18 protein-coding genes are annotated in these 25,924 nt (G+C 54.0%); 14 read left to right on the plus strand and 4 right to left on the minus strand.

Features of this window, described 5'->3' with window-relative positions; all coding sequences use genetic code 11:
• Nucleotides 1-422 precede the first annotated feature (422 nt).
• Together aas and lplT are read left to right on the plus strand one after the other, a co-directional pair.
• The gene (aas, locus tag HV352_RS04360) at nucleotides 423-2,582 is read left to right on the plus strand and encodes a bifunctional acyl-ACP--phospholipid O-acyltransferase/long-chain-fatty-acid--ACP ligase (RefSeq protein WP_016154280.1); all 2,160 of its coding nucleotides are present in this window, start codon (nucleotides 423-425) and stop codon (nucleotides 2,580-2,582) included.
• Nucleotides 2,575-3,780, plus strand: coding sequence for a lysophospholipid transporter LplT (gene lplT, locus HV352_RS04365; protein ID WP_016154279.1), 1,206 nt, complete (start codon nucleotides 2,575-2,577; stop codon nucleotides 3,778-3,780). The genes aas and lplT overlap by 8 nt, the downstream gene beginning before the upstream one ends.
• 100 nt (nucleotides 3,781-3,880) lie before the next feature.
• On the opposite strand, the gene HV352_RS04370 is transcribed toward lplT, so the two are convergent.
• The 4 genes from HV352_RS04370 to mutH form a co-directional block, all read right to left on the minus strand.
• Entirely contained in the window at nucleotides 3,881-4,921 is a 1,041-nt protein-coding gene (locus HV352_RS04370; protein WP_016154278.1) for an NADP(H)-dependent aldo-keto reductase, read from the minus strand.
• A 106-nt stretch (nucleotides 4,922-5,027) separates the two neighbouring features.
• Nucleotides 5,028-5,246, minus strand: a complete 219-nt coding sequence (gene ygdR, locus HV352_RS04375) for a lipoprotein YgdR (RefSeq protein WP_000758660.1) — start codon at nucleotides 5,244-5,246, stop codon at nucleotides 5,028-5,030.
• Between the two features lie 141 nt (nucleotides 5,247-5,387).
• A complete protein-coding gene (locus HV352_RS04380) occupies nucleotides 5,388-6,104 on the minus strand; it encodes a TerC family protein (protein ID WP_181635222.1) in 717 nt (238 codons plus the stop codon).
• Between the two features lie 75 nt (nucleotides 6,105-6,179).
• Entirely contained in the window at nucleotides 6,180-6,875 is a 696-nt protein-coding gene (gene mutH, locus HV352_RS04385) for a DNA mismatch repair endonuclease MutH (protein WP_047499360.1), read from the minus strand.
• A 684-nt stretch (nucleotides 6,876-7,559) separates the two neighbouring features.
• On the opposite strand from mutH, the gene rppH reads away from it, so the two are divergent.
• From rppH to recD, 12 genes are all read left to right on the plus strand, one after another.
• Nucleotides 7,560-8,090 (plus strand): RNA pyrophosphohydrolase, encoded by a 531-nt coding sequence (gene rppH / locus HV352_RS04390; RefSeq protein WP_003825602.1) that lies wholly within the window; start codon nucleotides 7,560-7,562, stop codon nucleotides 8,088-8,090.
• A 12-nt stretch (nucleotides 8,091-8,102) separates the two neighbouring features.
• Nucleotides 8,103-10,349: a phosphoenolpyruvate--protein phosphotransferase gene (ptsP, locus tag HV352_RS04395; protein ID WP_016157379.1), complete on the plus strand. Its 2,247-nt coding sequence runs from the start codon at nucleotides 8,103-8,105 to the stop codon at nucleotides 10,347-10,349.
• 164 nt (nucleotides 10,350-10,513) lie between these two features.
• A complete protein-coding gene (gene lgt / locus HV352_RS04400) occupies nucleotides 10,514-11,389 on the plus strand; it encodes a prolipoprotein diacylglyceryl transferase (protein WP_016157378.1) in 876 nt (291 codons plus the stop codon).
• A 6-nt stretch (nucleotides 11,390-11,395) separates the two neighbouring features.
• The gene (gene thyA, locus HV352_RS04405) at nucleotides 11,396-12,190 is read left to right on the plus strand and encodes a thymidylate synthase (RefSeq protein WP_003033990.1); all 795 of its coding nucleotides are present in this window, start codon (nucleotides 11,396-11,398) and stop codon (nucleotides 12,188-12,190) included.
• A gap of 183 nt (nucleotides 12,191-12,373) precedes the next feature.
• The gene (locus HV352_RS04410; RefSeq protein WP_019077605.1) at nucleotides 12,374-12,844 is read left to right on the plus strand and encodes a prepilin peptidase-dependent protein; all 471 of its coding nucleotides are present in this window, start codon (nucleotides 12,374-12,376) and stop codon (nucleotides 12,842-12,844) included.
• On the plus strand, nucleotides 12,835-13,398 hold the full coding sequence (locus HV352_RS04415) for a prepilin peptidase-dependent protein (RefSeq protein WP_181635223.1): 564 nt from the start codon (nucleotides 12,835-12,837) through the stop codon (nucleotides 13,396-13,398). The genes HV352_RS04410 and HV352_RS04415 overlap by 10 nt, the downstream gene beginning before the upstream one ends.
• Entirely contained in the window at nucleotides 13,395-13,802 is a 408-nt protein-coding gene (locus HV352_RS04420; RefSeq protein WP_016157375.1) for a DUF2509 family protein, read from the plus strand. Before HV352_RS04415 ends, HV352_RS04420 begins: the two co-directional genes overlap by 4 nt.
• Nucleotides 13,787-14,110 (plus strand): prepilin-type N-terminal cleavage/methylation domain-containing protein, encoded by a 324-nt coding sequence (locus HV352_RS04425; RefSeq protein WP_181635224.1) that lies wholly within the window; start codon nucleotides 13,787-13,789, stop codon nucleotides 14,108-14,110. The genes HV352_RS04420 and HV352_RS04425 overlap by 16 nt, the downstream gene beginning before the upstream one ends.
• A 12-nt stretch (nucleotides 14,111-14,122) precedes the next feature.
• Nucleotides 14,123-17,491: an exodeoxyribonuclease V subunit gamma gene (gene recC / locus HV352_RS04430; protein WP_181635225.1), complete on the plus strand. Its 3,369-nt coding sequence runs from the start codon at nucleotides 14,123-14,125 to the stop codon at nucleotides 17,489-17,491.
• A 179-nt stretch (nucleotides 17,492-17,670) separates the two neighbouring features.
• Nucleotides 17,671-20,559 (plus strand): pitrilysin, encoded by a 2,889-nt coding sequence (gene ptrA, locus HV352_RS04435; protein ID WP_103928550.1) that lies wholly within the window; start codon nucleotides 17,671-17,673, stop codon nucleotides 20,557-20,559.
• Nucleotides 20,552-24,097, plus strand: a complete 3,546-nt coding sequence (gene recB / locus HV352_RS04440) for an exodeoxyribonuclease V subunit beta (RefSeq protein ID WP_181635226.1) — start codon at nucleotides 20,552-20,554, stop codon at nucleotides 24,095-24,097. Before ptrA ends, recB begins: the two co-directional genes overlap by 8 nt.
• Nucleotides 24,094-25,914: an exodeoxyribonuclease V subunit alpha gene (recD, locus tag HV352_RS04445; protein ID WP_181635227.1), complete on the plus strand. Its 1,821-nt coding sequence runs from the start codon at nucleotides 24,094-24,096 to the stop codon at nucleotides 25,912-25,914. The genes recB and recD overlap by 4 nt, the downstream gene beginning before the upstream one ends.
• Nucleotides 25,915-25,924: the final 10 nt, after the last annotated feature.

Below are 25,924 nucleotides of genomic sequence, written 5' to 3' on the forward strand. Positions count from 1 at the left end.
TCGCTGGTGGGAGAACTGAGCGGATTGCTAAAGTTGGGATCCCAGAGGTATTGATAGGTGAAATCAACTTTCGGGTTGATCACTAGAATTACACCAGCCTGCGCAGATGCGCAGGTTTTTTTTTGCCTTCAGCCTATCTGTAACAGTAACCGATAATTTACACAACTCGTTGCATTTGGGTTCATTCCTTTGCGTTTTCGTACTGGCGTATCTGGCTGCTGACGACCACAATCAAGATCCCAGAGGTATTGATTGGTGAGATTATTCGGTACGCACTTCGTACCTGTCTCTTGCACCGACCTGCGCGGATGCGCAGGTTTTTTTTCGGACTGTATTTACCTGTTTACCTGTCGCGCCCATTCCCCAACTCGTATACTCTCCCACCATTAATGTTTCTATAATTAATGGCACAGGGAGTTGAGATGCTATTTGGCTTTTTTCGTAATCTGTTTCGCGTGCTTTTCCGCGTTCGCGTCACGGGCAATGTCAGCGCGCTACAGGGAGAACGCGTTCTAATCACTCCCAACCATGTCTCATTTATAGACGGCATCCTACTGGCGCTATTTTTACCGATTCGTCCCGTCTTCGCCGTTTACACCTCGATCAGCCAGCAATGGTATATGCGCTGGCTAACCCCGCTGATTGACTTTGTGCCGTTAGACCCAACCAAACCGATGTCGATTAAGCATCTGGTCCGTCTGGTCGAGCAGGGCCGTCCGGTGGTGATTTTTCCCGAAGGACGCATTTCGACCACCGGTTCGTTGATGAAAATATATGACGGTGCCGGGTTTGTCGCCGCGAAGTCGGGAGCGACGGTCGTTCCTGTCCGCATTGAGGGAGCAGAGCTTTCCCACTTCAGCCGCCTGAAAGGTCTGGTTAAACAGCGATTCTTCCCGCGTATCCAACTGCACATTCTACCGCCGACTCAAATGCCAATGCCGGAAGCCCCGCGAGCGCGCGATCGCCGCAAAATCGCCGGTGAAATGCTGCATCAAATTATGATGGAAGCACGCATGGCGGTACGCCCGCGTGAAACGCTATACGAGTCGCTGCTGGCGGCAAAATACCGTTTTGGCGCGGGCAAAAACTGCATTGAAGATGTTAACTTTACGCCGGACAGCTACCGCAAACTGCTGACTAAGACGCTCTTTGTGGCCCGTATTCTGGAAAAATACAGCGCCGAAGGTGAAAAAATCGGCCTGATGCTGCCAAATGCGGGGATCAGCGCGGCGGTCATTTTTGGAGCCATTGCGCGTCGACGCATTCCGGCCATGATGAACTACACGGCGGGCGTGAAAGGGTTAACCAGCGCCATTACTGCGTCTGAAATCAAAACGATCTTCACTTCCCGACAGTTTCTCGATAAAGGCAAACTCTGGCATCTACCGGAACAGCTCACCCAGGTACGCTGGGTTTATCTGGAAGATTTAAAAGCCGATGTGACGTTGAGCGATAAGCTGTGGATTTTCTCACATCTGCTGGCACCGCATCTGGCGCAGGTGAAACAGCAGCCGGAAGAGGCTGCTGTGATCCTCTTTACGTCTGGTTCGGAAGGCCATCCGAAAGGCGTGGTCCACAGCCACAAGAGTATTCTGGCGAACGTTGAGCAGATTAAAACAATTGCCGATTTCACCGCCGATGACCGCTTTATGTCGGCGCTGCCGCTGTTCCACTCCTTTGGCCTGACGGTGGGATTATTCACGCCGCTACTGACCGGTGCGGAAGTGTTTCTTTATCCCAGCCCGCTTCATTACCGCATTGTGCCGGAGCTGGTATACGACCGGAACTGCACCGTGTTGTTTGGTACTTCAACGTTCCTCGGCAACTATGCGCGTTTCGCGCATCCGTACGATTTCCACCGCCTGCGCTATGTGGTGGCAGGCGCGGAAAAACTGCAAGACAGCACAAAACAGCTATGGCAGGAGAAATTTGGCCTGCGCGTCCTTGAAGGCTATGGCGTGACGGAATGTGCGCCGGTTGTGTCGATCAATGTGCCGATGGCGGCAAAATCAGGAACGGTAGGGCGCATCTTGCCTGGCATGGATGCCCGACTGCTGGCTGTTCCGGGTATTGAGGATGGTGGGCGTTTGCAACTGAAAGGCCCGAATATTATGAGCGGCTATTTGCGCGTCGAAAAACCTGGCGTGCTGGAAGTGCCGACGGCAGAAAATGCGCAGGGTGAGATTGAGCGCGGCTGGTATGACACCGGAGACATCGTCCGCTTTGATGAAAACGGCTTTGTACAGATCCAGGGGCGCGCCAAGCGTTTTGCTAAAATTGCCGGAGAGATGGTCTCGCTGGAAATGGTTGAGCAACTGGCATTGGCGGTATCTGCAGACAAAATGCACGCCACGGCGATCAAGAGCGATGCCAGCAAAGGTGAGGCGCTGGTGCTGTTCACTACCGACAGCGAACTCACGCGTGAAAAACTACAGCAGTATGCGCGAGCGCATGGCGTGCCTGAACTTGCCGTGCCGCGTGATATTCGCCACCTGAAGCAACTCCCATTACTCGGCAGCGGTAAGCCGGATTTTGTTACGCTGAAAAGCTGGGTCGATGAGCCGGAAAAACAACATGATTGAGTCAGCGCACACTAACACTTCAATCTGGTCCAAAGGGATGATGTCCGTCATCGCCGCGCAGTTTCTGTCGGCGTTTGGCGATAACGCACTGCTGTTCGCTACGCTGGCGCTGCTGAAGGAACAATTTTATCCGGACTGGAGCCAGCCAATCCTGCAAATGGTGTTTGTGGGCGCTTACATCCTGTTTGCGCCATTTGTTGGACAGGTGGCGGATAGCTTTGCCAAAGGCAGAGTGATGATGTTCGCGAACGCCCTGAAACTGCTGGGCGCGGCGAGTATTTGCTTCGGCATTAATCCGTTTCTCGGGTATACGCTGGTGGGGATTGGCGCGGCCGCGTATTCACCGGCCAAGTATGGCATTCTCGGTGAATTGACCACCGGTGACAAACTGGTGAAAGCCAACGGCCTGATGGAAGCCTCCACTATCGCCGCGATTTTGCTCGGTTCTGTCGCTGGTGGCGTTCTGGCCGACTGGCATGTGATTGCCGCGCTTTCTGCCTGTGCGCTGGCCTATGCTGGCGCCGTGGTGGCTAACCTGTACATCCCGAAACTGGCCGCGGCTCGTCCTGGCCAATCCTGGCATCTGGGGAAAATGACGCGCAGTTTCTTCTGCGCCGCTTCTTCGCTGTGGCGCAACGGTGAAACACGTTTTTCGTTGGTCGGAACCAGCCTTTTTTGGGGCGCGGGCGTCACGCTGCGTTTTCTGCTGGTGCTGTGGGTTCCGGTGGCGCTCGGCATCACCGATAACGCTACGCCGACCTACCTCAATGCCATGGTAGCGATTGGGATTGTCGTAGGCGCGGGGGCGGCAGCGAAGCTGGTGACGCTGGAAACCGTGTCGCGCTGTATGCCAGCGGGGATCCTGATTGGCGTCGTGGTGCTGATTTTCTCACTTCAGCATGCGCTGCTTCCGGCTTACGCGTTGCTGATGCTTATCGGCGTGTCAGGTGGCTTCTTTGTGGTACCGCTGAATGCGTTGCTGCAGGAGCGGGGCAAGAAAAGCGTCGGTGCGGGTAATGCGATCGCGGTGCAAAACCTGGGAGAAAACAGCGCGATGCTGCTGATGCTTGGGATTTACTCACTGGCAGTGCTGGTGGGGATCCCGGCGGTAGCGATTGGTATTGGATTCGGTGCGCTGTTTGCGCTGGCGATTGCGGCGCTGTGGATTTGGCAGCGCCGCCAGCCTGGTACGAGATGAATGAACAATGAATGTGCCGGATGGCAGCGTCGCCTTATCTGGCCTACAGAGAGCAGCAATTTGTAGGTCTGATAAGCGTAGCGCCATCAGGCACTAACCGTCACGGTGCAGGATAGGTATACACCTGATGCACCGCTTCAATCTCTGCCAGTACTTCTTCGCTCAACTCCAGATGCAGGCTTTCAACGTTGGTTTTTAGCTGCTCCATCGTCGTGGCTCCCAGCAGGGTGCTGGCGACAAACGGCTGACGACGCACGAATGCCAGCGCCATTTGCGCAGGATCCAGATTATGGCGTTTCGCGATATCCACATAGGCCGCAACGGCTTTTTGCGTTTGCTCGCCGCTGTAACGCGTGAAACGGCTAAACAGCGTATTGCGTGCACCGGCAGGCTTCGCGCCGTTCAGGTATTTACCGGTTAATGTACCGAAGCCAAGGCAAGAGTAGGCCAGCAGTTCAACGCCTTCATACTGGCTCACTTCCGCCAGTCCAACCTCAAAGCTGCGATTCAGCAGGCTGTAGGGGTTCTGGATGGTGGCGATGCGCGGCAGATCGTGTTTGTCCGCCAGGTGCAGGTAGCGCATCACGCCAAACGCGGTTTCATTGGACACGCCGATGTAGCGAATTTTCCCCGCGCGCTGAAACTCTGCCAGCGCGTCCAGCGTATCCAGCAGCGAAACGACCGGCGCAGAGTCCGTCCAGCTGTAGCCTAACTTACCAAAGCAGTTGGTCGGGCGCTGCGGCCAGTGAACCTGATACAGATCCAGGTAATCGGTTTGCAGTCTTTTCAGGCTGTCGTGCAGCGCTTCACGGATATTTTTACGGTCCAGCGCCTGATTCGGTCGAATACCGCTGTCGTTGTTACGTGAAGGTCCACTGACCTTAGAAGCAACGATTAGCTTTTCACGGCTGCCGTGTTTGGCGAGCCAGTTACCTACGTAGGTTTCGGTGAGACCCTGGGTTTCAGGACGCGGCGGTACCGGATACATCTCGGCAACGTCGATCAAATTTATGCCTTGTTCTACGGCATAATCGAGCTGTGCATGTGCGTCGGCTTCGCTGTTTTGTTCACCAAACGTCATTGTGCCCAGCCCCAGTGTACTGACTTCAAGCGAGCTGTGGGGTATACGGTGATATTGCATAGCCGTTTCCTTTTTATAATCACGACATAAGGATTATAAAAATGGCTGAGGGAAGAGAAAAAGGGAAGTAAAATTGTTAAGGCCAGCGCGCTGCTGACCTCAACCATCAGCGTTCAATGATTTGAGACACATCATCGCGATTAATCTGCATCGCATTGCCTTGCTGGTCGTGATAGCTCACCAGACCGGTATCATCGTCAATTTCTGGTTTTCCATCGGTCAGGATCATTCGACCATCTTTTGTCGCCATAACATAATCACTGCTGCATCCGGAAACGGCAAAAGCCAGTCCTACGGCGGAAATCAAAACTGCCCATTTTTTCATCTGCTTATCCTCACATGGCCTGCATCTGACAATAGTTTAGTAATAACGCGAAGTTGTGCATGGCGAAAGCAGTAAAATCTTAAACTGTGAGAAGAGGTAGGTGTGGCGCGCATTCGCTCCCCGTGCGGGGAGCGATGGATTTCATAAGAGCGGATTTTTTTTATTACGCCACAGGTTCAGGGTCTCTACCGCAATAGAGAAGAACATGGCGAAATAGATATATCCTTTCGGAACGTGGACGTCGAAACTTTCCAGAATTAGCGTGAAACCGACCAGAATCAGGAACGAGAGTGCCAGCATTTTTACCGAAGGATGGCGATCGACAAAATCGCCAATCGGGCGTGCAGCAAACATCATCACACCCACGGCAATCACCACTGCAGCCATCATGATAAACAGATGATCGGACAAGCCTACCGCAGTAATCACGGAATCCAGGCTGAAGATAATGTCTAACAACATGATCTGCACAATCGCGCCCAGAAAAGAGGAAACGCGGGTTTTCAGCCCCTCTTCCTCACCTTCAATGGATTCGTGGATCTCCTTACTGGCTTTCCAGATCAGGAACAATCCCCCGAGTAGAAGGATCAGGTCGCGCGCTGATATTGCCTCGCCAAACACTTCGAATAGCGGGTTTGTCAGACGCGTTACCCAGGCGATAGAGGCCAGCAGTGCCAGACGCATGATCATCGCCGCCGCAAGCCCAATACGTCGGGCATGATTGCGTTGCGCTGTCGGGAGTTTGGCTACAACCAGAGAGAGGAAAATAATATTGTCGATCCCAAGAACGATCTCCAGCAGCGTCAGCGTACCGAGCGCAAGCCAGGCGTTAGGATCGGTTATCCATGCAAATAACATCGAACAAAGTCCTGCCAAAAAAAAGAAGCGGTAATTATAGGCCCGTAACGCGGCGGGTGAAAGACCGGACGGTGCCTATTGCGCCTGGAACAAGAAATGTCGCTCAAGCAATGCGCGCGTGAAGTTCTTTTTCAAGTAAAAACCGCGTGGTAGGGTCAGGATGGGTTCGCCATGGGCGCCAATGGCCTCGGTAAGCGCTCGGGCGTTGGCGGCTTTAGGACGCAGCTGTAGCACTTCCCCATGGCGGGCAGTGATGCGTTCGACGTGGCCTAACACTATCATGTCCATCAACTCTTCCCAGTCCAGACGCAATTGCCGGTCTTCTTCTTCATTCGGGCTCCACAGCAGGGGAGAGCCGACGCGGCGCTCAGCCAGCGGGATGCTGCGTTCGCCTTCTACCGGGATCCACAGAACGCGTTTAAGTTTGTGCCGCACATGGCTGGTTTCCCAGGTAACGCCGGTATTGCCGGTTAACGGTGCCACGCACACAAAGGTGGTTTCCAGCGGTCTGCCAAGGCTATCCACTGGGATTGTTTTCAGCTCCACGCCCAGCGCCGCAAAATCCTGCTCCGGTTTGCTGCCCGCACTAGCGCCGAGCCAGATTTCCAGTAACACGCCAATCCAGCCTTTATCGCGCTTGAGATCCTTGGGGGCGACGAGTCCTGCCATTGCCGCCAACTCTCCCAGCGCGTAGCCCGAAAGCAGCCGTGCCTGGCTCAACAACTGGGCTTCAGATTCAGGGGGAGAAAGCAGCGGATGGAGTTCTGACATCGGGTTAACCCTTAGGTGAAAAAATGAGCAAAGATTTTATACCGTGTGGACAGAGTTTATCTTTTTCCACATGCTTTATTCAATTCTATGATTTATATTGGTTTTTAGATTCACATACGCAGAGTTGCGCAACAGCGAAGCGGGTTTTCCAATTCTGGTCACTGACAATGAACAGGATCTTACACCATGTTATCCACAGAAAGATGGGATAACTGTGAAAAACCCCCACTACTGTTTCAATTTACAGCCTTGACGTGCGACGAAAATCGAATTTTCACACAAATTGTGCCTAACTTATTGGCATAATCTGTGGATAAAACCAACGCTGGTCGATCTTTCATCAGCCTGAAGATCGTGTGCGTGATATACGTCACGTTTCTATGGGTTTATTTGCGCTGAACGGTTTTAACTTTATGAATATAGAAGACTATTTTTGATATGTGACGAATGTCTTATTCGGACTGTTCTGGGTTTTCCCATAGTAATTCCGTACTTCTTCACAACTATATCCACAGAAAAGGTGAATAAAATCGCCTTGCTTGCCCTTCTTCTGTTTATAACTCCGCCCTTAGCTGTGAGTTATTCAATTGTTATTAGAGTATCGCGCCCTTAACAGAGTGGTTTACCGCCTCTCTGGAGTGTGAAACAATCGTTTGTATATAAGGTTTATATTGAGGTAGTCCGGTGATTGATGACGATGGCTACCGCCCGAATGTAGGGATAGTAATTTGTAACCGCCAGGGGCAGGTCATGTGGGCCCGGCGATTTGGTCAGCACTCCTGGCAATTCCCGCAAGGTGGGATAAATGCAGGAGAGACAGCAGAGCAGGCGATGTACCGGGAACTCTTTGAAGAAGTGGGTCTCAGTCGTAAAGATGTACGGATCCTTGCTTCTACTCGTAACTGGTTGCGTTACAAGTTACCGAAACGTTTGGTGCGTTGGGACACGAAGCCGGTTTGTATCGGCCAGAAACAAAAATGGTTTCTTCTGCAATTGGTCAGCAGCGATGCTGAAATCAATATGCAAACCAGCAGTACACCTGAGTTCGACGGCTGGCGCTGGGTGAGTTACTGGTATCCGGTTCGACAGGTGGTGTCATTTAAACGCGATGTCTATCGCAGGGTGATGAAAGAATTCGCAAGTGTTGTCATGGCGCTTCAGGAGAGCACTCCTAAGCCGCAAAGCGCACCTGCGTACAGACGTAAAAGAGGTTAAGCTACGCAAATTATGCTCACCCGCCTGCGCGAAATAGTCGAAAAGGTGGCCAGTGCTCCGCGTCTGAATGAAGCGCTGAATATTCTGGTTACCGACATCTGTCTTGCGATGGATACAGAGGTCTGTTCGGTTTATTTGGCCGATCACGATCGACGTTGTTATTACCTCATGGCGACCCGGGGACTGAAGAAACCGCGTGGTCGTACTGTCGCACTCGCGTTTGATGAAGGTATCGTTGGCCTGGTTGGCAGGCTGGCGGAACCTATCAACCTCGCCGATGCGCAAAAACATCCCAGCTTTAAATACATCCCTTCGGTAAAAGAAGAGCGCTTTCGTGCGTTCTTAGGCGTACCGATTATTCAGCGCCGTCAGCTGTTAGGTGTGCTGGTGGTCCAGCAGCGCGAATTGCGCCAGTACGATGAAAGTGAAGAGTCTTTCCTCGTCACGCTCGCCACGCAAATGGCGGCGATTCTTTCGCAGTCGCAGCTTAACGCGCTGTTCGGCCAATACCGGCAAACGCGCATCCGCGCATTGCCCGCCGCCCCTGGTGTGGCAATAGCCGAAGGCTGGCAGGATGCGACGCTGCCGCTGATGGAGCAGGTCTATCAGGCTTCAACGCTGGATCCGGTGCTTGAGCGCGAGCGGCTCACCGGTGCGCTGGAAGAGGCCGCGAATGAATTCCGGCGCTACAGCAAACGCTTTACCGCCGGGGCGCAAAAAGAAACGGCGGCGATTTTTGATCTCTACTCACACTTGCTTTCCGATACTCGTCTGCGCCGTGAGCTGTTTGCGGAAGTGGATAACGGTTCGGTGGCCGAGTGGGCCGTTAAAACGATCATTGAAAAGTTTGCCGAACAGTTTGCCGCGCTGAGTGATAACTACCTCAAAGAGCGGGCCGGAGATTTACGCGCGCTGGGCCAGCGTCTACTGTTCCATCTTGACGACTCGATCCAGGGGCCGAATACCTGGCCGGAGCGCTTTGTGCTGGTGGCGGATGAGCTTTCCGCCACCACGCTGGCGGAACTTCCTCAGGACCGCTTAGTCGGTGTGGTTGTCCGGGACGGCGCGGCCAACTCTCATGCGGCTATTATGGTTCGTGCGCTGGGTATCCCTACCGTCATGGGGGCCGATATCCAGCCATCGGTGTTACACCGCCGTACGCTGGTAGTGGACGGTTATCGCGGTGAACTGCTGGTCGATCCAGAACCGGTATTGATCCAGGAATACCAGCGTCTTATCAGTGAAGAAATTGAGCTGAGCCGCCTGGCGGAAGATGACGTCAACCAGCCAGCACAGTTGAAAAGCGGCGAGCGTGTGAAGGTGATGCTCAATGCGGGCCTCAGCCCGGAGCATGAAGAGAAGCTGGGGAGCCGGATCGATGGCATTGGCCTGTATCGCACCGAAATCCCGTTCATGCTGCAAAGCGGTTTTCCTTCGGAAGAAGAACAGGTTGCGCAGTATCAGGGCATGCTGCAAATGTTTAACGACAAGCCGGTGACCCTACGTACGCTGGATGTCGGCGCCGATAAACAACTGCCCTACATGCCGATCAGTGAAGAGAACCCGTGCCTTGGCTGGCGTGGGATCCGCATAACGCTCGATCAGCCGGAGATCTTTTTGATCCAGGTTCGGGCCATGCTGCGTGCCAACGCGGCAACCGGCAACCTGAGCATTTTGCTGCCGATGGTCACCAGCATTGATGAAGTGGACGAAGCGCGACGTTTGATTGAACGCGCCGGACGCGAAGTGGAAGAGATGATCGGCTACGCGATCCCAAAACCGCGCATTGGTATCATGCTGGAAGTTCCGTCGATGGTGTTTATGCTGCCGCATCTGATAAACCGGATAGACTTTATCTCGGTCGGAACCAACGATCTCACTCAGTACATTCTGGCTGTAGATCGTAACAATACGCGGGTGGCCAGCATTTATGACAGCCTGCATCCGGGTATGTTACGTGTGCTGGCGATGATTGCGCAGGAAGCCGAAAGAAGCGGTATCGATTTGCGATTGTGCGGTGAAATGGCGGGCGACCCGATGTGCGTGGCCATTCTGATCGGCCTGGGTTTTCGCCATTTGTCGATGAACGGTCGTTCCGTGGCTCGCGTTAAATATCTGCTGCGCCATATCGATTTTGATGAGGCGCAAACGCTGGCGCAACGCAGCCTGGAAGCACAGATGGCGACAGAAGTACGCCATCAGGTGGCGGCTTTTATGGAACGCCGTGGCATGGGGGGACTGATTCGCGGGGGATTGTGAATCGGGGGCTGGTAACAGTAGGTATACATATCTTTTAACTGTAATCGGCATCCGCTGCGATCCCCATGTGCTATCATTCGCACCTTTGGAGCGCCTGCATTATGCAGGCGCGCTTATCAATTGCTGTCTGAATTCAGCGAAATAACAAGAACTTGTGGTGACAGATGACCAGTAGCTATCTGCATTTTCCGGATTTCGATCCGGTCATTTTCTCAATCGGACCCGTCGCGCTTCACTGGTACGGCTTAATGTATTTGGTGGGGTTTATTTTTGCGATGTGGCTGGCGACGCGCCGTGCTAATCGTCCGGGCAGTGGCTGGACCAAAAATGAAGTAGAAAATCTACTGTATGCGGGCTTCCTCGGGGTTTTCCTTGGAGGGCGTATTGGTTACGTACTGTTCTATAACTTCCCGTTATTCCTCGATAACCCGCTGTATCTGTTCCGCGTTTGGGACGGCGGGATGTCCTTCCACGGTGGGCTTATTGGTGTGATCCTGGTGATGATTATCTTCGCCAAACGCACCAAGCGTTCGTTCTTCCAGGTTTCTGATTTCATTGCCCCGCTGATTCCGTTTGGTCTGGGTGCAGGGCGTCTGGGCAACTTTATCAACGGTGAGCTGTGGGGACGCGTTGATCCGAACTTCAAGTACACCATGCTGTTCCCGGGCTCCCGTACCGAAGATATTTTACTGCTGCAAACTAACCCGCAATGGCAGTCAATTTTTGATACCTACGGCTCGCTGCCGCGCCACGCCTCACAGCTTTATGAGATGGCGCTGGAAGGCGTTGTGCTGTTTATCATTCTTAATCTTTACATTCGTAAACCGCGCCCGATGGGCTCGGTATCCGGTCTGTTCCTGATTGGTTATGGCGCGTTTCGTATTATCGTTGAATTCTTCCGCCAGCCGGATGCACAGTTTACCGGCACCTGGGTACAGTACATTAGCATGGGACAGATCCTATCAATCCCGATGATTGTCGCAGGCATTATTATGATGGTTTGGGCGTACCGCCGCAGCCCACAGCAACACGTTTCCTGAGGAACCATGAAACAGTATTTAGAACTGATGCAAAAAGTGCTGGATGAAGGCACACAGAAAAACGACCGTACCGGAACCGGAACGCTTTCCATTTTTGGTCATCAGATGCGTTTTAATCTGCAGGAAGGGTTCCCGCTGGTTACGACTAAACGCTGCCATTTACGCTCGATCATTCATGAACTGCTGTGGTTTTTGCAGGGCGACACCAACGTTGCCTACCTGCATGAAAACAACGTCTCAATCTGGGACGAATGGGCGGATGAAAACGGTAATCTGGGGCCGGTTTATGGCAAACAGTGGCGTGCGTGGCCTACGCCAGATGGTCGCCATATTGACCAGATCACCACGGTGTTAAACCAGCTCAAAAATGACCCGGACTCTCGCCGAATTATCGTTTCTGCATGGAACGTCGGTGAGCTGGATAAAATGGCGCTGGCGCCGTGCCACGCGTTCTTCCAGTTTTACGTGGCGGATGGCAAGCTCTCCTGCCAGTTGTATCAGCGTTCGTGCGATGTGTTCCTCGGTTTGCCGTTTAACATTGCCAGCTACGCCTTGCTGGTACACATGATGGCGCAGCAGTGCGATCTGGAAGTGGGTGATTTTGTCTGGACCGGTGGCGACACGCACCTGTACAGCAATCATATGGATCAAACGCATCTGCAGCTTAGCCGCGAACCGCGCGCGCTGCCGAAGCTGGTCATCAAACGTAAGCCTGAATCTATCTTTGACTATCGCTTCGAAGATTTCGAAATTGAAGGCTACGATCCGCATCCTGGTATTAAAGCGCCAGTGGCTATCTAACCGGCCTCATGCTGTCACAACCGACGCCCGTGTGCGTCGGTTTTTTTTGTCTCAAATCGCGTTCTTCGGCGTGGGTTCCTGAAATATTGCAACGACCTGCAACGCGACAAATATTCCTCGTAGCTCGCCGTAGAAACCGAATTTCCCGCTCGTTATTCATTTTCCTCACGCCATACTGGCGACATGAAAAAACAACACGGCTACACGCTTCTCGAAACCCTGATTGCGATGCTGATCGTCGCGGCGCTTGGCGCCTCGGGGCTGTATGGTTGGCAGCGCTGGCAGCAGCAACAGCGGCTATGGCAAACCGCCATTCAGGTGCGAGATTACCTGCTGCAACTGCGTGAAGATGCTAACTGGCGTAACCGCGATCACGTCATCAGCGTGATTCGGGATGGCACATCCTGGTGTTTTGTCAGCTCTGCTGCTGTGCAAACCACGTGTCTACCCGTTTCGCCCTTGGTTTTTACACCGGCCTGGGACGATGTCGAAATGGCAGAGATAACGCCTTCACTGGCCTTTTTTGGTCTGCGCAATACGGCATGGGCTGGACATATTCGCCTGAAAAATACGACAGGGGAATGGCGCGTGGTGGTGTCTGGCTGGGGGCGAATCAGGCTTTGCGAGAAAGATGAGGCCAGGTTATGTCAGTAAATGAACGGGGCTTTTCACTCCTGGAGGTGCTGATTGCTATGGCGATTAGCAGCGTTTTATTGCTTAGCTCAGCGCGATTTTTACCCGCGCTGCAGCGAGAGATCCTGCGCAACACGCGCCAGTTAGCGCTTGAAGATGAAATATGGCAGCGGGTATACACCGTGGCGAAGCATCTTCAGCGGGCAGGGTATTGCCGCGGAAACTGTGTCGGAGAGGGGCTGGTGATATCGGCTAAGGGCGACTGTGTCATTGCGCGCTGGGATGCCAATAGCAACGGCATTTGGGAGAGCAGTCCCGCGAAAGAGGCCGATACGATTGGATTTCGTTTACAGGACAAGGTACTGGAGACCCTGCGGGGAGCAACGGACTGCAATGGAAAAGGGTGGGAGAAAATGACCGATTCAGCCACGATACAGATTGAGGCATTTCAGGTCGAACGTCTGAATATCAGCGGATATTCCCCGCTCCTTACGCTGCGTTTGCGCGGAGTGAACAATGTCGAACCACAAAAGGTTATTGAAGCAGTCTACAGCGTGACAGGATTCAACCTGTGAACCGTGAGCGGGGCGTTTCATCTTTAGCGATGGTCTTGTTGCTATTAGTGCTCGGTAGCCTTCTGCTGCAAGGCGTTAGCAGGCAGGAGTCCCGTTTTGCTTCGCGAGTGGTCACGCAAAGTCAGGCTCTGCAGCGCCAGGCGGTGGTGCAATCCGCGATGGAATGGGGGCGTATGCAGCCCTGGCGCTTACAACTCGCCGCACAGTGTCGGCGTTATACCACGCAGGATGCCGCGGTTTGTCTGCGACTGCTTACTAATAATTTCGTGCTGCTTATAGTCCATTATGAAGGGGTATCGTTATGGCGGCAGGGGGCGATTATTGATGGCAATATCGAATACTCGGCGCACGGCTGGAGCGATTTTTGTCCACTAAAGGAGCAGGCACTATGTCAGATCCCCTGAACAGACAGCGTGGCTTTAGCCTGCCGGAAGTGATGCTGGCAATGGTGCTGATGATCATGATTGTGACCGCGCTGTCAGGATACCAGCGGGCGCTGATGAACAGCTTTATCATCAGAAACCAGTATCAGCAACTCTGGCGTCACGCCTGGCTGCAAACCCAGCTGTATCAGTTTTCATCGCCTTTGAACTGGCAGGTTAACCGAATGCAGACAATGAGCGCGGGATGTGTCAGCATCAACGTTAAAATTTCTTCACCCTTGGGCAGGCAGGGTCAGATGACGCGTCTGCATTGCCCGAATCGTCAGTAGTCAGGAGTCGCTATGTTAAGGGTCTACCACTCCAATCGTCTGGATGTGCTGGAAGCGTTAATGGAATTTATCGTTGAGCGCGAGCGGCTGGACGACCCCTTTGAACCTGAGATGATCCTGGTTCAAAGTACCGGTATGGCGCAGTGGCTACAAATGACCCTTGCACAGAAGTTTAGTATTGCCGCCAACATCGATTTTCCGCTGCCCGCGAGTTTTATCTGGGATATGTTTGTGCGCGTGCTGCCGGATATCCCGAAAGAGAGCGCGTTCAGCAAACAGAGCATGAGCTGGAAGTTGATGACGCTGTTGCCGCAATTGCTGGATGGCGATGACTTCGCATTACTGCGCCACTATCTGACGGACGACACCGATAAACGTAAGCTGTTTCAGCTTTCCTCGCGCGCGGCTGACCTCTTCGACCAGTATTTAGTCTATCGACCTGAGTGGTTGACCCAGTGGGAAGCCGGGCGACTGGTTGAGGGACTCGGCGAATCTCAGGCCTGGCAGGCGCCGTTGTGGAAAGCGCTGGTGGAACACACCGAGGAATTGGGCCAGCCGCGCTGGCATCGCGCCAATTTATACCAACGATTTATTCAGACTCTGGAAAGTGCGTCCGAGTGCCCGCAGGGACTGCCTTCTCGCGTCTTTATTTGCGGCATTTCAGCGCTGCCGCCGGTTTATTTGCAGGCATTGCAGGCGCTGGGCAAGCACATTGATATTCATCTGCTGTTTACCAACCCTTGTCGCTACTACTGGGGAGATATAAAAGATCCCGCCTGGCTGGCGAAGCTGATGGCGCGTCAGCGTCGGCACAGCTTTGAAGAACGCCATCTGCCGCTGTTTCGCGATAGTCAGAAAGCCGAAGGGGTGTTTAACAGCGATGGTGAACAGGATGTGGGCAACCCGATGCTGGCCTCGTGGGGCAAACTGGGGCGCGATTACATTTATCTGCTTTCAGAACTGGAAAATAGTCAGGAGCTGGATGCGTTTGTCGATATAACACCTGACAATCTTTTGCATAATATTCAATCGGATATTCTGGAACTTGAAAGTCATGCCGTGGCGGGCGTTACGCTTGAAGAGTATTCGCGTAGCGACAATAAACGACGGCTTGAACTAAACGACACCAGCGTGACTTTCCATGTTTGTCATAGTCCACAGCGCGAGGTAGAAATTCTTCATGACCGCCTGCTGGCAATGCTGGAAGCGGATCCCACGCTGACGCCGCGCGATATTATTGTGATGGTGGCGGATATCGACAGCTACAGCCCATTTATTCAGTCGGTCTTTGGCAGTGCGCCAGCTGAGCGTTACTTACCTTATGCGATTTCCGACCGTCGGGCGCGCCAGTCTCATCCTGTCTTACAGGCCTTTATTAGCCTGCTGTCGCTGCCGGATAGCCGTTTTGTCTCAGAAGATGTGCTGGCATTACTGGATGTGCCCGTGCTGGCGGCGCGTTTCAATATCGATGAAGAAGGGCTGCGCTATCTTCGGTTATGGGTCAATGAATCTGGGATTCGCTGGGGAATTGACGACGATAACGTGCGTGAACTGGAACTTCCGCCTACAGGTCAGCATACCTGGCAATTTGGTTTAACGCGCATGCTGCTCGGCTACGCGATGGAAAGCGCGCAGGGCGAGTGGCAATCGGTATTGCCATACGATGAGTCCAACGGTTTGATTGCCGAGTTGGTAGGGCATCTGGCCTCGTTGCTGATGCAGCTCAATCTCTGGCGTAGAGGGTTAACGCAGGAGCGCCCGCTGGAAGAGTGGCTGCCCGTTTGTCGGGACATGCTTAATGATTTCTTCCTGCCGGATGCAGATACCGAAGCGGCGATGACACTGATTGAACAGCAGTGGCAGGCCATTATCACTGAAGGTCTGGGGGCTGAGTATGGTGATGCCATACCGCTTTCTCTATTGCGAGATGAGCTGGCTCAGCGTCTTGACCAGGAGCGCATTAGCCAGCGCTTCCTGGCGGGGCCAGTTAACATTTGTACGCTGATGCCGATGCGCTCTATTCCTTTCAAGGTGGTTTGCCTGCTGGGTATGAACGATGGCGTTTATCCGCGTCAGCTTGCGCCGTTGGGCTTTGATTTGATGAGTCAAAAACCGATGAGGGGCGATCGCAGCCGTCGCGATGATGACCGCTACCTGTTTCTTGAAGCATTGATTTCAGCACAGCAAACGCTCTACATCAGCTACATTGGCCGCTCCATTCAGGACAACAGCGAGCGCTTCCCGTCGGTACTGGTGCAGGAACTGATGGACTACATCGGGCAAAGCCACTATCTGCCGGGCGATGAATCATTGACCTGCGATCAAAGCGAAGCCCGGGTAAAAGCACACATTACCCGTTTGCATACCCGTATGCCCTTTGATGCACAAAACTATCTACCGGGCGAACAGCAAAGCTATGCCCGGGAATGGCTGCCTGCGGCGAGCCTGTCAGGAAAAGCGCACACGGATTTTGTCCAGACGCTTCCCTTTGAGATGCCTGAAGCGCTGACGCTGGAAACGCTGCAGCGATTTTGGGCTCATCCGGTAAGGGCTTTTTTCCAGATGCGTCTGAGGGTCAACTTCCGTTCTGAAGAAAGTGAGATCCCGGAAACGGAACCGTTCACTCTTGAAGGATTAACCCGCTATCAGCTTAATCAGCAATTGCTTAACACGCTGGTTGAAGAGAAGGATGCTGAACAACTGTTTCGCCGTTTTCGTGCGGCGGGCACGCTTCCCTATGGGCCATTTGGCGAAATTCTGTGGGATACGCAGCGTCAGGAGATGCAGTCGCTGGCTGAACGCATTATCGCCTGTCGTCAGCCCTGCCAGAGTATGGAAATCGATCTTAACTGTAACGGCGTGCAAATCACCGGTTGGCTGCCACAGGTGCAAGAGGACGGTTTGTTGCGCTGGCGCCCATCTTTGATAAGCATTGCGCAGGGTGTGCAACTTTGGCTGGAACATCTTGTCTATTGTGCCAGTGGCGGTACGGGAGAGAGCCGGTTGTTCCTGCGTAAAGACGGGGAATGGCGTTTTCCGCCACTGGATGCAGAGCAGGCACTGCTGTACCTGTCGCAGCTCATTGACGGGTATCGGGAAGGCATGTCGTCACCATTGCTGGTATTGCCCGAAAGCGGCGGCGCCTGGATAAAAACCTGTTATGACGCCGTAAATGATGCCATGTTAGATGACGATGCAACGTTGCAAAAAGCGCGCAGTAAGTTTCTGCAGGCCTATGAAGGCAACATGATGGTACGGGGTGAAGGTGATGATATCTGGTATCAGCGTCTTTGGCGTCAACTGGATGCGGCTACGCTGGAGACCATTGTTTTACAGTCTCAGCGTTACCTGTTACCGATTTTTCGCTTTAATCAGTCATGATGATTGTATAAAAATTGCGCAGTCCGATGGCTTCCACTATGATGCGCATTCTGTCACGGACTGATTCTTACAAAGAGAGGATGCTGGCTCGTTCAGCACATAGTCTTGCCCTGTTCAGACCACGTATTTATGCGTGCTTTGCTGTGAACAGGTGAATACGTTAATGATGAGGTTTGTGAATGCCCCGCAGCACCTGGTTCAGCGCATTACTGTTGTTCGTCGCCCTTTGGGTTCCCGTAAGTCAGGCAGATACCGGTTGGCAGCCTTTAGCTGAAACCATCCGTAAAAGCGATAAAGACACCCGCCAGTATCAGGCCGTGCGCCTTGATAACGGCATGGTCGTGTTGCTGGTATCCGATCCTCAGGCTGTGAAATCCCTTTCTGCACTGGTGGTTCCCGTGGGCTCGCTGGAAGATCCGGACGAGCATCAGGGGCTGGCGCATTATCTCGAACACATGTGTCTGATGGGCTCGAAAAAATACCCACAGCCGGACAGTCTGGCTGAATTCCTGAAAATGCACGGTGGCAGCCACAATGCCAGCACCGCGCCTTACCGTACGGCCTTCTATCTTGAAGTCGAAAACGACGCGTTGGTGGGGGCGGTGGATCGCCTGGCGGACGCTATTGCCGATCCGTTGCTGGATAAAAAATATGCCGATCGTGAGCGTAACGCGGTTAACTCCGAGCTGACGCTGGCGCGTACCCGAGACGGGATGCGTATGGCGCAGGTGAGTGCTGAGACCATCAACCCGGCGCACCCTGGTTCGCGTTTCTCCGGCGGAAATCTCGAGACATTAAGCGATAAACCGGGAAACCCGGTGGTGCAGGCATTACAAAAATTTCATGAAAAGTACTACTCCGCGAACCTGATGAAGGCGGTGATTTATAGCAATAAGCCGCTGCCAGAGCTGGCGCGGATAGCTGCTGACACCTTTGGACGCGTACCGAACAGAAATATCGCAAAGCCTGAAATTACCGTACCGGTAGTCACCGAGGCGCAAAAGGGCGTCATCATCCACTATGTTCCGGCAATGCCGCGTAAAGTACTGCGCGTCGAGTTTCGTATCGATAACAACAGCGCGCAGTTCCGCAGTAAAACCGATGAGCTGGTGACCTATCTGATTGGTAATCGTAGCCCTGGCACGTTGTCTGACTGGCTGCAAAAGCAGGGACTGGTTGAAGGTATTCGTGCGGATTCCGATCCGGTGGTCAATGGGAACAGCGGCGTGTTAGCCATTTCCGCGACGTTAACCGACAAAGGGCTGGCGAACCGCGATGAAGTTGTTGCGGCAATTTTCAGTTATCTCAATCTGTTACGCGATAAAGGCGTCGATAAACGCTATTTTGACGAACTGGCGCACGTACTGGATCTCGATTTCCGTTATCCCTCCATCACCCGTGATATGGACTACGTGGAATGGCTGGCTGATACCATGATCCGCGTTCCTGTCGAACATACGCTGGATGCGGTGAATATTGCCGACCAGTACGATGTGAAAGCCGTTGAGCAACGCCTGGCAATGATGACGCCACAGAATGCGCGTATCTGGTATATCAGTGCGAAAGAACCGCATAATAAAACCGCTTATTTTGTCGATGCGCCTTACCAGGTGGATAAAATCAGCGACAAAACCTTTGCCGACTGGCAGCAAAAAGCGCAGGGCATTGCGCTGTCGTTACCGGAGTTGAACCCCTACATTCCGGATGATTTCACGCTGATTAAAACGGATAAAAAATACGCGCACCCGGAACTGATCGTTGATGAGCCGGATCTACGCGTGGTGTATGCGCCGAGCCAGTATTTTGCCAGTGAGCCGAAGGCTGACGTCAGCGTGATCCTGCGTAACCCGAAGGCCATGGACAGCGCCCGCAACCAGGTATTATTCGCACTTAACGATTACCTGGCGGGGATTGCGCTCGATCAGTTAAGCAATCAGGCGTCGGTAGGTGGAATTGGTTTCTCTACCAACGCTAACAATGGGTTGATGCTTAACGCCAACGGCTACACCCAACGTCTGCCGCAGCTTTTTCAGGCGCTGCTGAGCGGCTATTTCAGCTACACCTCAACGGATGAACAGCTGGAACAGGCGAAATCCTGGTATGCCCAGATGATGGATTCTGCAGAGAAGGGTAAAGCCTACGATCAGGCAATTATGCCAGTGCAAATGCTTTCTCAGGTGCCGTACTTCTCACGCGATGAGCGCCGTAAGCTACTGCCTTCCATCACCCTGAAAGAGGTGATGACGTACCGCGACGCCTTAAAAACCGGTGCGCGGCCTGAATTCCTGGTAATTGGTAATATGAGCGCCGCTCAGGCGACGACCATGGCGCGGGATATCCAACAACAGCTTGGCGCTAACGGGTCACAGTGGTGTCGCAATAAAGATGTGGTTGTGGACAAGAAGCAGTCCGTCATCTTTGAAAAAGCAGGCAGTAGCACGGACTCCGCGCTGGCGGCGGTATTTGTGCCAACCGGATACGATGAATACGCCAGTTCAGCCTACAGCGCCATGTTAGGGCAGATTGTTCAGCCGTGGTTCTACAATCAACTGCGTACTGAAGAGCAGTTAGGCTACGCTGTATTTGCTTTCCCGATGAGTATCGGCCGTCAGTGGGGAATGGGGTTCCTGCTGCAAAGCAATGATAAGCAGCCGTCTTATCTTTGGGAGCGTTATAAAGCGTTTTTCCCGACGGCGGAAGCGAAGCTGCGGGCGATGAAACCTGAAGAGTTTGCGCAAATTCAGCAGGCGATTATTGCGCAAATGCTGCAGGCGCCGCAAACGCTGGGGGAAGAAGCCTCACAGTTAAGCAAAGATTTTGATCGCGGCAATATGCGCTTCGATTCACGTGATAAAATAGTGGCTCAGATTAAACTGCTGACGCCGCAAAAACTTGCCGACTTCTTCCATCAGGCGGTGGTTGAGCCGCAAGGCATGGCGATACTGTCACAGGTTTCCGGCAGTCAGAACGGGAAAGCAGAATATGTGCACCCGGAAGGCTGGAAAGTGTGGCAGACCGTCAGCGCGTTGCAGCAAACCTTACCCCTGATGAGTGATAAGAATGAATGATGCCGCTGAGTCCCTTGATCCACTGCGCTTGCCCCTGACGGGCGAGCGCCTGATTGAAGCCTCTGCGGGCACCGGTAAAACCTTTACCATCGCCGCCCTGTATTTACGTTTACTGCTTGGACTGGGCGGCTCTGCCGCCTTTCCTCGTCCTCTGACCGTTGAAGAACTGCTCGTGGTCACCTTCACCGAGGCGGCCACCGAAGAGTTGCGCGGACGAATTCGTAGCAACATTCATGAACTGCGAATTGCCTGCCTGCGTGAAAAGACCGACAACCCGCTATATGCCCGTTTGTTAGATGAAATCGCCGATAAAAAACAGGCCGCTCAGTGGCTGCTATTGGCTGAAAGACAGATGGATGAAGCGGCGGTGTTTACCATCCACGGCTTTTGTCAGCGTATGCTCAGTCTCAACGCCTTTGAATCAGGCATGCTGTTCGAACAGCAGCTGATAGAAGATGAATCGCTGCTGCGCTATCAGGCCTGTGCGGACTTTTGGCGTCGGCACTGCTATCCGCTACCCCGCGACATTGCGCAGGTGATTTTTGAAACGTGGAAAGGACCGCAGGCTTTGCTGAGAGACATCGATCGCTATCTGCAGGGGGAAGCGCCGGTCATCAAGGCTCCGCCGTCTGATGACGAAACGCTGGCTTCCCGACACGAACAAATTCTCGCGCGCATTAACCAGATCAAGCAGCAATGGCGTGATTCCGTTGATGAGCTGGATGGCCTGCTGGAAGCCTCCGGGATCGACCGGCGTAAATTTAACCGTGGTAACCAGGGTAAGTGGATCGAAAAGATCAGCGCATGGGCGCAAGAACAAACCCAAAGTTATCAGCTTCCTGACGCGCTGGAGAAATTCTCACAGCGTTTTCTGGAAGAGCGCACTAAAGCGGGCGGAATAACCCCTCAGCACCCGCTGTTTGTCGCTATTGATGAACTGCTTAGCGAACCGTTAACTCTCCGCGATCTGGTGATCACCCGGGCGCTGGCGGAGATCCGTTCAGCGGTTGCCGAGGAGAAACGACGCCGCGGTGAGCTAGGCTTTGACGATATGCTCAGCCGTCTGGATGCGGCGTTGCGCAGTGAAAGCGGCGATGCGCTGGCGACGGCTATCCGTACCCGTTTTCCGGTCGCGATGATCGATGAATTTCAGGATACCGATCCGCAGCAGTACCGTATTTTTCGCCGGATCTGGCAGCATCAGCCGGATACCGCACTGCTGCTGATTGGCGACCCAAAACAGGCGATTTACGCGTTTCGCGGCGCGGATATCTTCACCTATATGAAGGCGCGCAGCGAGGTCAGCGCACACTATACGCTCGATACCAACTGGCGTTCGGCCCCCGGCATGGTCAATAGCGTAAATACGCTTTTCAGCCAGATGGATGACGCCTTTATGTTCCGCGAAATCCCCTTTAGCCCGGTAAAATTTGCAGAAAAAAACCAGTCGTTTCGGTTTGTTTTACACGGTGAGACACAGCCAGCCATGAGCATGTGGCTGATGGAAGGGGAAAGCTGCGGCCTAGGCGATTATCAGAACTACATGGCCCAGGTGTGCGCCACGCAAATTCGCGACTGGCTTAATGCCGGGCAGTCTGGCGCTGCGCAACTGGTCAGTGGTAAAACATCCAGTCCGGTACGCGCGTCGGACATCAGCGTACTGGTTCGTAGCCGCCAGGAGGCGGCACTGGTCCGTGATGCGCTGACGCAGCTGGCAATTCCCTCCGTCTACCTTTCCAACCGTGACAGCGTATTTGAAACGCTGGAAGCGCGGGAGTTGCTGTGGGTGCTGCAGGCGGTGATGACGCCGGAGCGTGAGAACACGCTGCGTAGCGCGCTGGCGACCTCAATGATGGGGCTGAATGCGCAGGATCTTGAAGCCTTAAATAACGACGAAAATGCCTGGGATGCGGTGGTCGAAGAGTTTGATGGCTATCGTCAGATCTGGCATAAACGCGGCGTGATGCCGATGCTGCGCGCGCTGATGACAACCCGCCAGATTGCGGAAAACCTGCTGGCGACGGCGGGGGGCGAACGCCGCCTGACCGATATTTTACATATCAGCGAACTGTTGCAGGAAGCAGGCTCGCAGCTGGAAAGCGAGCATGCGCTGGTGCGCTGGCTGTACCAGCATATTCTTGAACCCGACAGCAACGCGTCCAGCCAGCAGCTCAGGCTGGAAAGCGACAAGCATCTGGTCAAAATCGTCACTATCCATAAATCTAAAGGGCTGGAGTATCCGCTGGTCTGGCTGCCGTTTATCACGAATTTCCGCGTCCAGGATCAGGCTTTCTACCACGATCGCTGCTCTTTTGAAGCCATGCTGGATCTCAGCGATGCCGAGGAGAGCGTTGAGCTGGCTGAAGCGGAGCGTCTGGCGGAAGACCTGCGTTTGCTCTATGTCGCGCTAACCCGTTCGGTATGGCACTGCAGCCTTGGCGTTGCGCCGTTGGTGCGACGTCGGGGCGATAAAAAAGGGGATACCGATGTACATCACAGCGCCCTTGGTCGCCTGTTGCAAAAAGGTGAGCCGATGGATGCCGCGGGTCTGCGTAGTGCGATTGAAGCACTGTGTAGCGACGATATTGCCTGCCAGACGCCTGCGCAGCCTGACGGTGAACGCTGGCAAGTTGCGCAGGCTGTTAGCTGCGAACTGAGTGCGAAAATACTGCAGCGTACGCCCGGCGATAGCTGGCGCGTGACCAGTTATTCCGGTCTGCAACAGCGTGGGCATGGAATCGCGCAGGATCTGATCCCGCGACTGGATATTGATGCCGCAGGCGTTGGTGAGGTTATTGAAGAGTCAGGGCTTACACCGCATCAGTTCCCGCGCGGCGCTTCGCCAGGTACATTCTTGCATAGCCTGTTTGAAGATCTCGACTTTACTCAACCGGTAGATCCGAGTTGGGTCGAGGAAAAACTGGCGTTGGGCGGTTATGACGCGCACTGGACGCCGGTTTTGACCGAATGGCTGGATGCCATTTTGCAGGCGCCTCTCAACGAGACGGGCGTAAGTTTGAGCCATCTTTCCGCGGGTGAAAAACAGGTGGAGATGGAGTTTTACCTGCCGATTTCGCAGCCGCTGATGGCCAGCCAACTTGATGCGTTAATTCGCCAATACGATCCGCTCTCCGCGGGGTGCCCTGCGTTGGAATTTATGCAGGTACGCGGCATGCTGAAAGGATTTATTGACCTGGTTTTCCGCCACCAGGGGCGTTATTACCTTCTCGATTACAAATCGAACTGGCTGGGGGAAGACAGCTCAGCGTATACGCAGCAGGCGATGGCCTCTGCCATGCAGGCGCATCGCTACGACCTGCAGTATCAACTTTATACCCTGGCGCTGCATCGCTACTTGCGCCATCGCATTGCTGATTACGATTATGAACGCCATTTTGGCGGCGTTATTTATCTCTTCTTGCGTGGCATTGACAGTGAAAATCCGCAACAGGGAATTTACGCGACCCGACCAGACGGGGAGTTAATCGCCTTGATGGACGAGATGTTTGTCGGTGCGCCACTGGAGGAGATGTCATGACAATCCAGAAACGATTACTGGAAGCTGTGGAGCAAAAACAGCTCCGGCCTCTGGATGCCCAGTTTGCGCTGGCGGTTGCCGGAAATGACAACCCTGCCGTTGCGCTGGCGGCGGCGTTGCTCAGTCGTGAAGCAGGAGAAGGGCACGTCTGCTTACCACTTTCGCGGTTATCCCTGAGCGAGGACGCCCATCCCCTTTTAAGCGCCTGGCTCGCTGAAGTAGGGGAGCCAGAAGACTGGACGGAATGTCTGCTGGCCTCCGGGGCGGTAAGCCGTGGTGAGCAACCCACGCCGCTGGTGCTGCACGGCGATCGCTTGTATCTGAACCGGATGTGGCATAACGAACGGGCGGTGGCTCGCTTTTTCAGTGAAGTTAACCACGCCATTGAGGTGGATGAACAACGGCTTACCCACACGCTGGCGGCGTTGTTTCCACCAGCGGAAGGTGTTAACTGGCAAAAAGTGGCCGCTGCGGTGGCGTTGACCCGTCGTATATCGGTGATCTCCGGCGGGCCGGGGACCGGAAAAACGACAACAGTTGCGAGGCTTCTGGCGGCGTTGATTCAGATGGCGGAGGGAGAACGCTGCCGTATTCGCCTGGCGGCTCCTACTGGAAAGGCGGCAGCGCGCCTGACTGCCTCGCTGGGCGCAGCGCTACGAGAACTGCCGTTAACCGAAGAGCAAAAGAAACGCATTCCCGATGACGCCAGTACGGTGCATCGATTATTAGGCGCTCAGCCAGGCAGTCAGCGCCTGCGCCATCATGCGGGAAACCCGCTGCATCTGGATGTGCTGGTGGTGGATGAAGCCTCGATGATTGATTTGCCGATGATGTCTCGCCTTATCGATGCGCTGCCGCCACACGGGCGGGTGATTTTTCTTGGCGATCGTGACCAGCTCGCTTCCGTCGAAGCGGGGGCGGTGCTGGGGGATATCTGTGCTTTCGTCGGTGACGGGTTTACCCCGGAACGCGCCCGCCAGCTCAGTCGTCTGACCGGAAGCGCTATTCCGGCAGGTCCGGGAACTCAGGCCGCCGCTTTGCGCGACAGTTTGTGTCTGCTGCAAAAGAGTTACCGTTTCGGTAGCGATTCGGGAATCGGTCAGTTGGCTGCTGCGATTAATCGTGGTGACAAAGCCGCGCTCAAAACGGTCTTCCAGCAGGGGTTTAGCGACATCGAAAAACGCACGCTACATAGCAGCGAAGATTACGCCGCGATGTTGGATGAGGCGCTGGCGGGTTATGGGCACTATCTGGATTTACTGCGCGAGGGCGCTGAGCCGGATGCCGTCATTCAGGCCTTCAATGAGTATCAGCTGTTGTGTGCCCTGCGTGAAGGCCCGTTTGGCGTGGGTGGTTTGAATGAACGCCTTGAGCAGGTGATGGCGCAAAAACGTAAAATTCATCGTTCGACGCATAGCCGCTGGTATGAGGGAAGGCCGGTGATGATCGCGCGCAATGACAGTTCGCTGGGATTATTTAACGGTGATATCGGCATTGCCCTCGATCGTGGACAGGGCCTGAGGGTGTGGTTTGCGCTGCCGGACGGTTCTATCAAATCAGTCCAGCCCAGTCGCTTACCTGAACATGAAACCACCTGGGCGATGACCGTGCACAAATCGCAGGGATCTGAGTTTGACCATGCGGCGTTGATTTTACCCAGCCAGCATTCACCCGTGGTTACCCGCGAGCTGGTCTATACCGCCGTCACCCGCGCGCGCCGGCGTCTGTCACTGTATGCCGATGAGCGGATATTAAGTAACGCCATTGCCACCCGCACTGAACGTCGCAGCGGATTGTCGGCGTTGTTTAATCAATAAAATTCGTCGC

This window comes from Citrobacter sp. RHBSTW-01044, assembly GCF_013781945.1.
Taxonomy (GTDB): Bacteria; Pseudomonadota; Gammaproteobacteria; order Enterobacterales; family Enterobacteriaceae; genus Citrobacter; species Citrobacter braakii.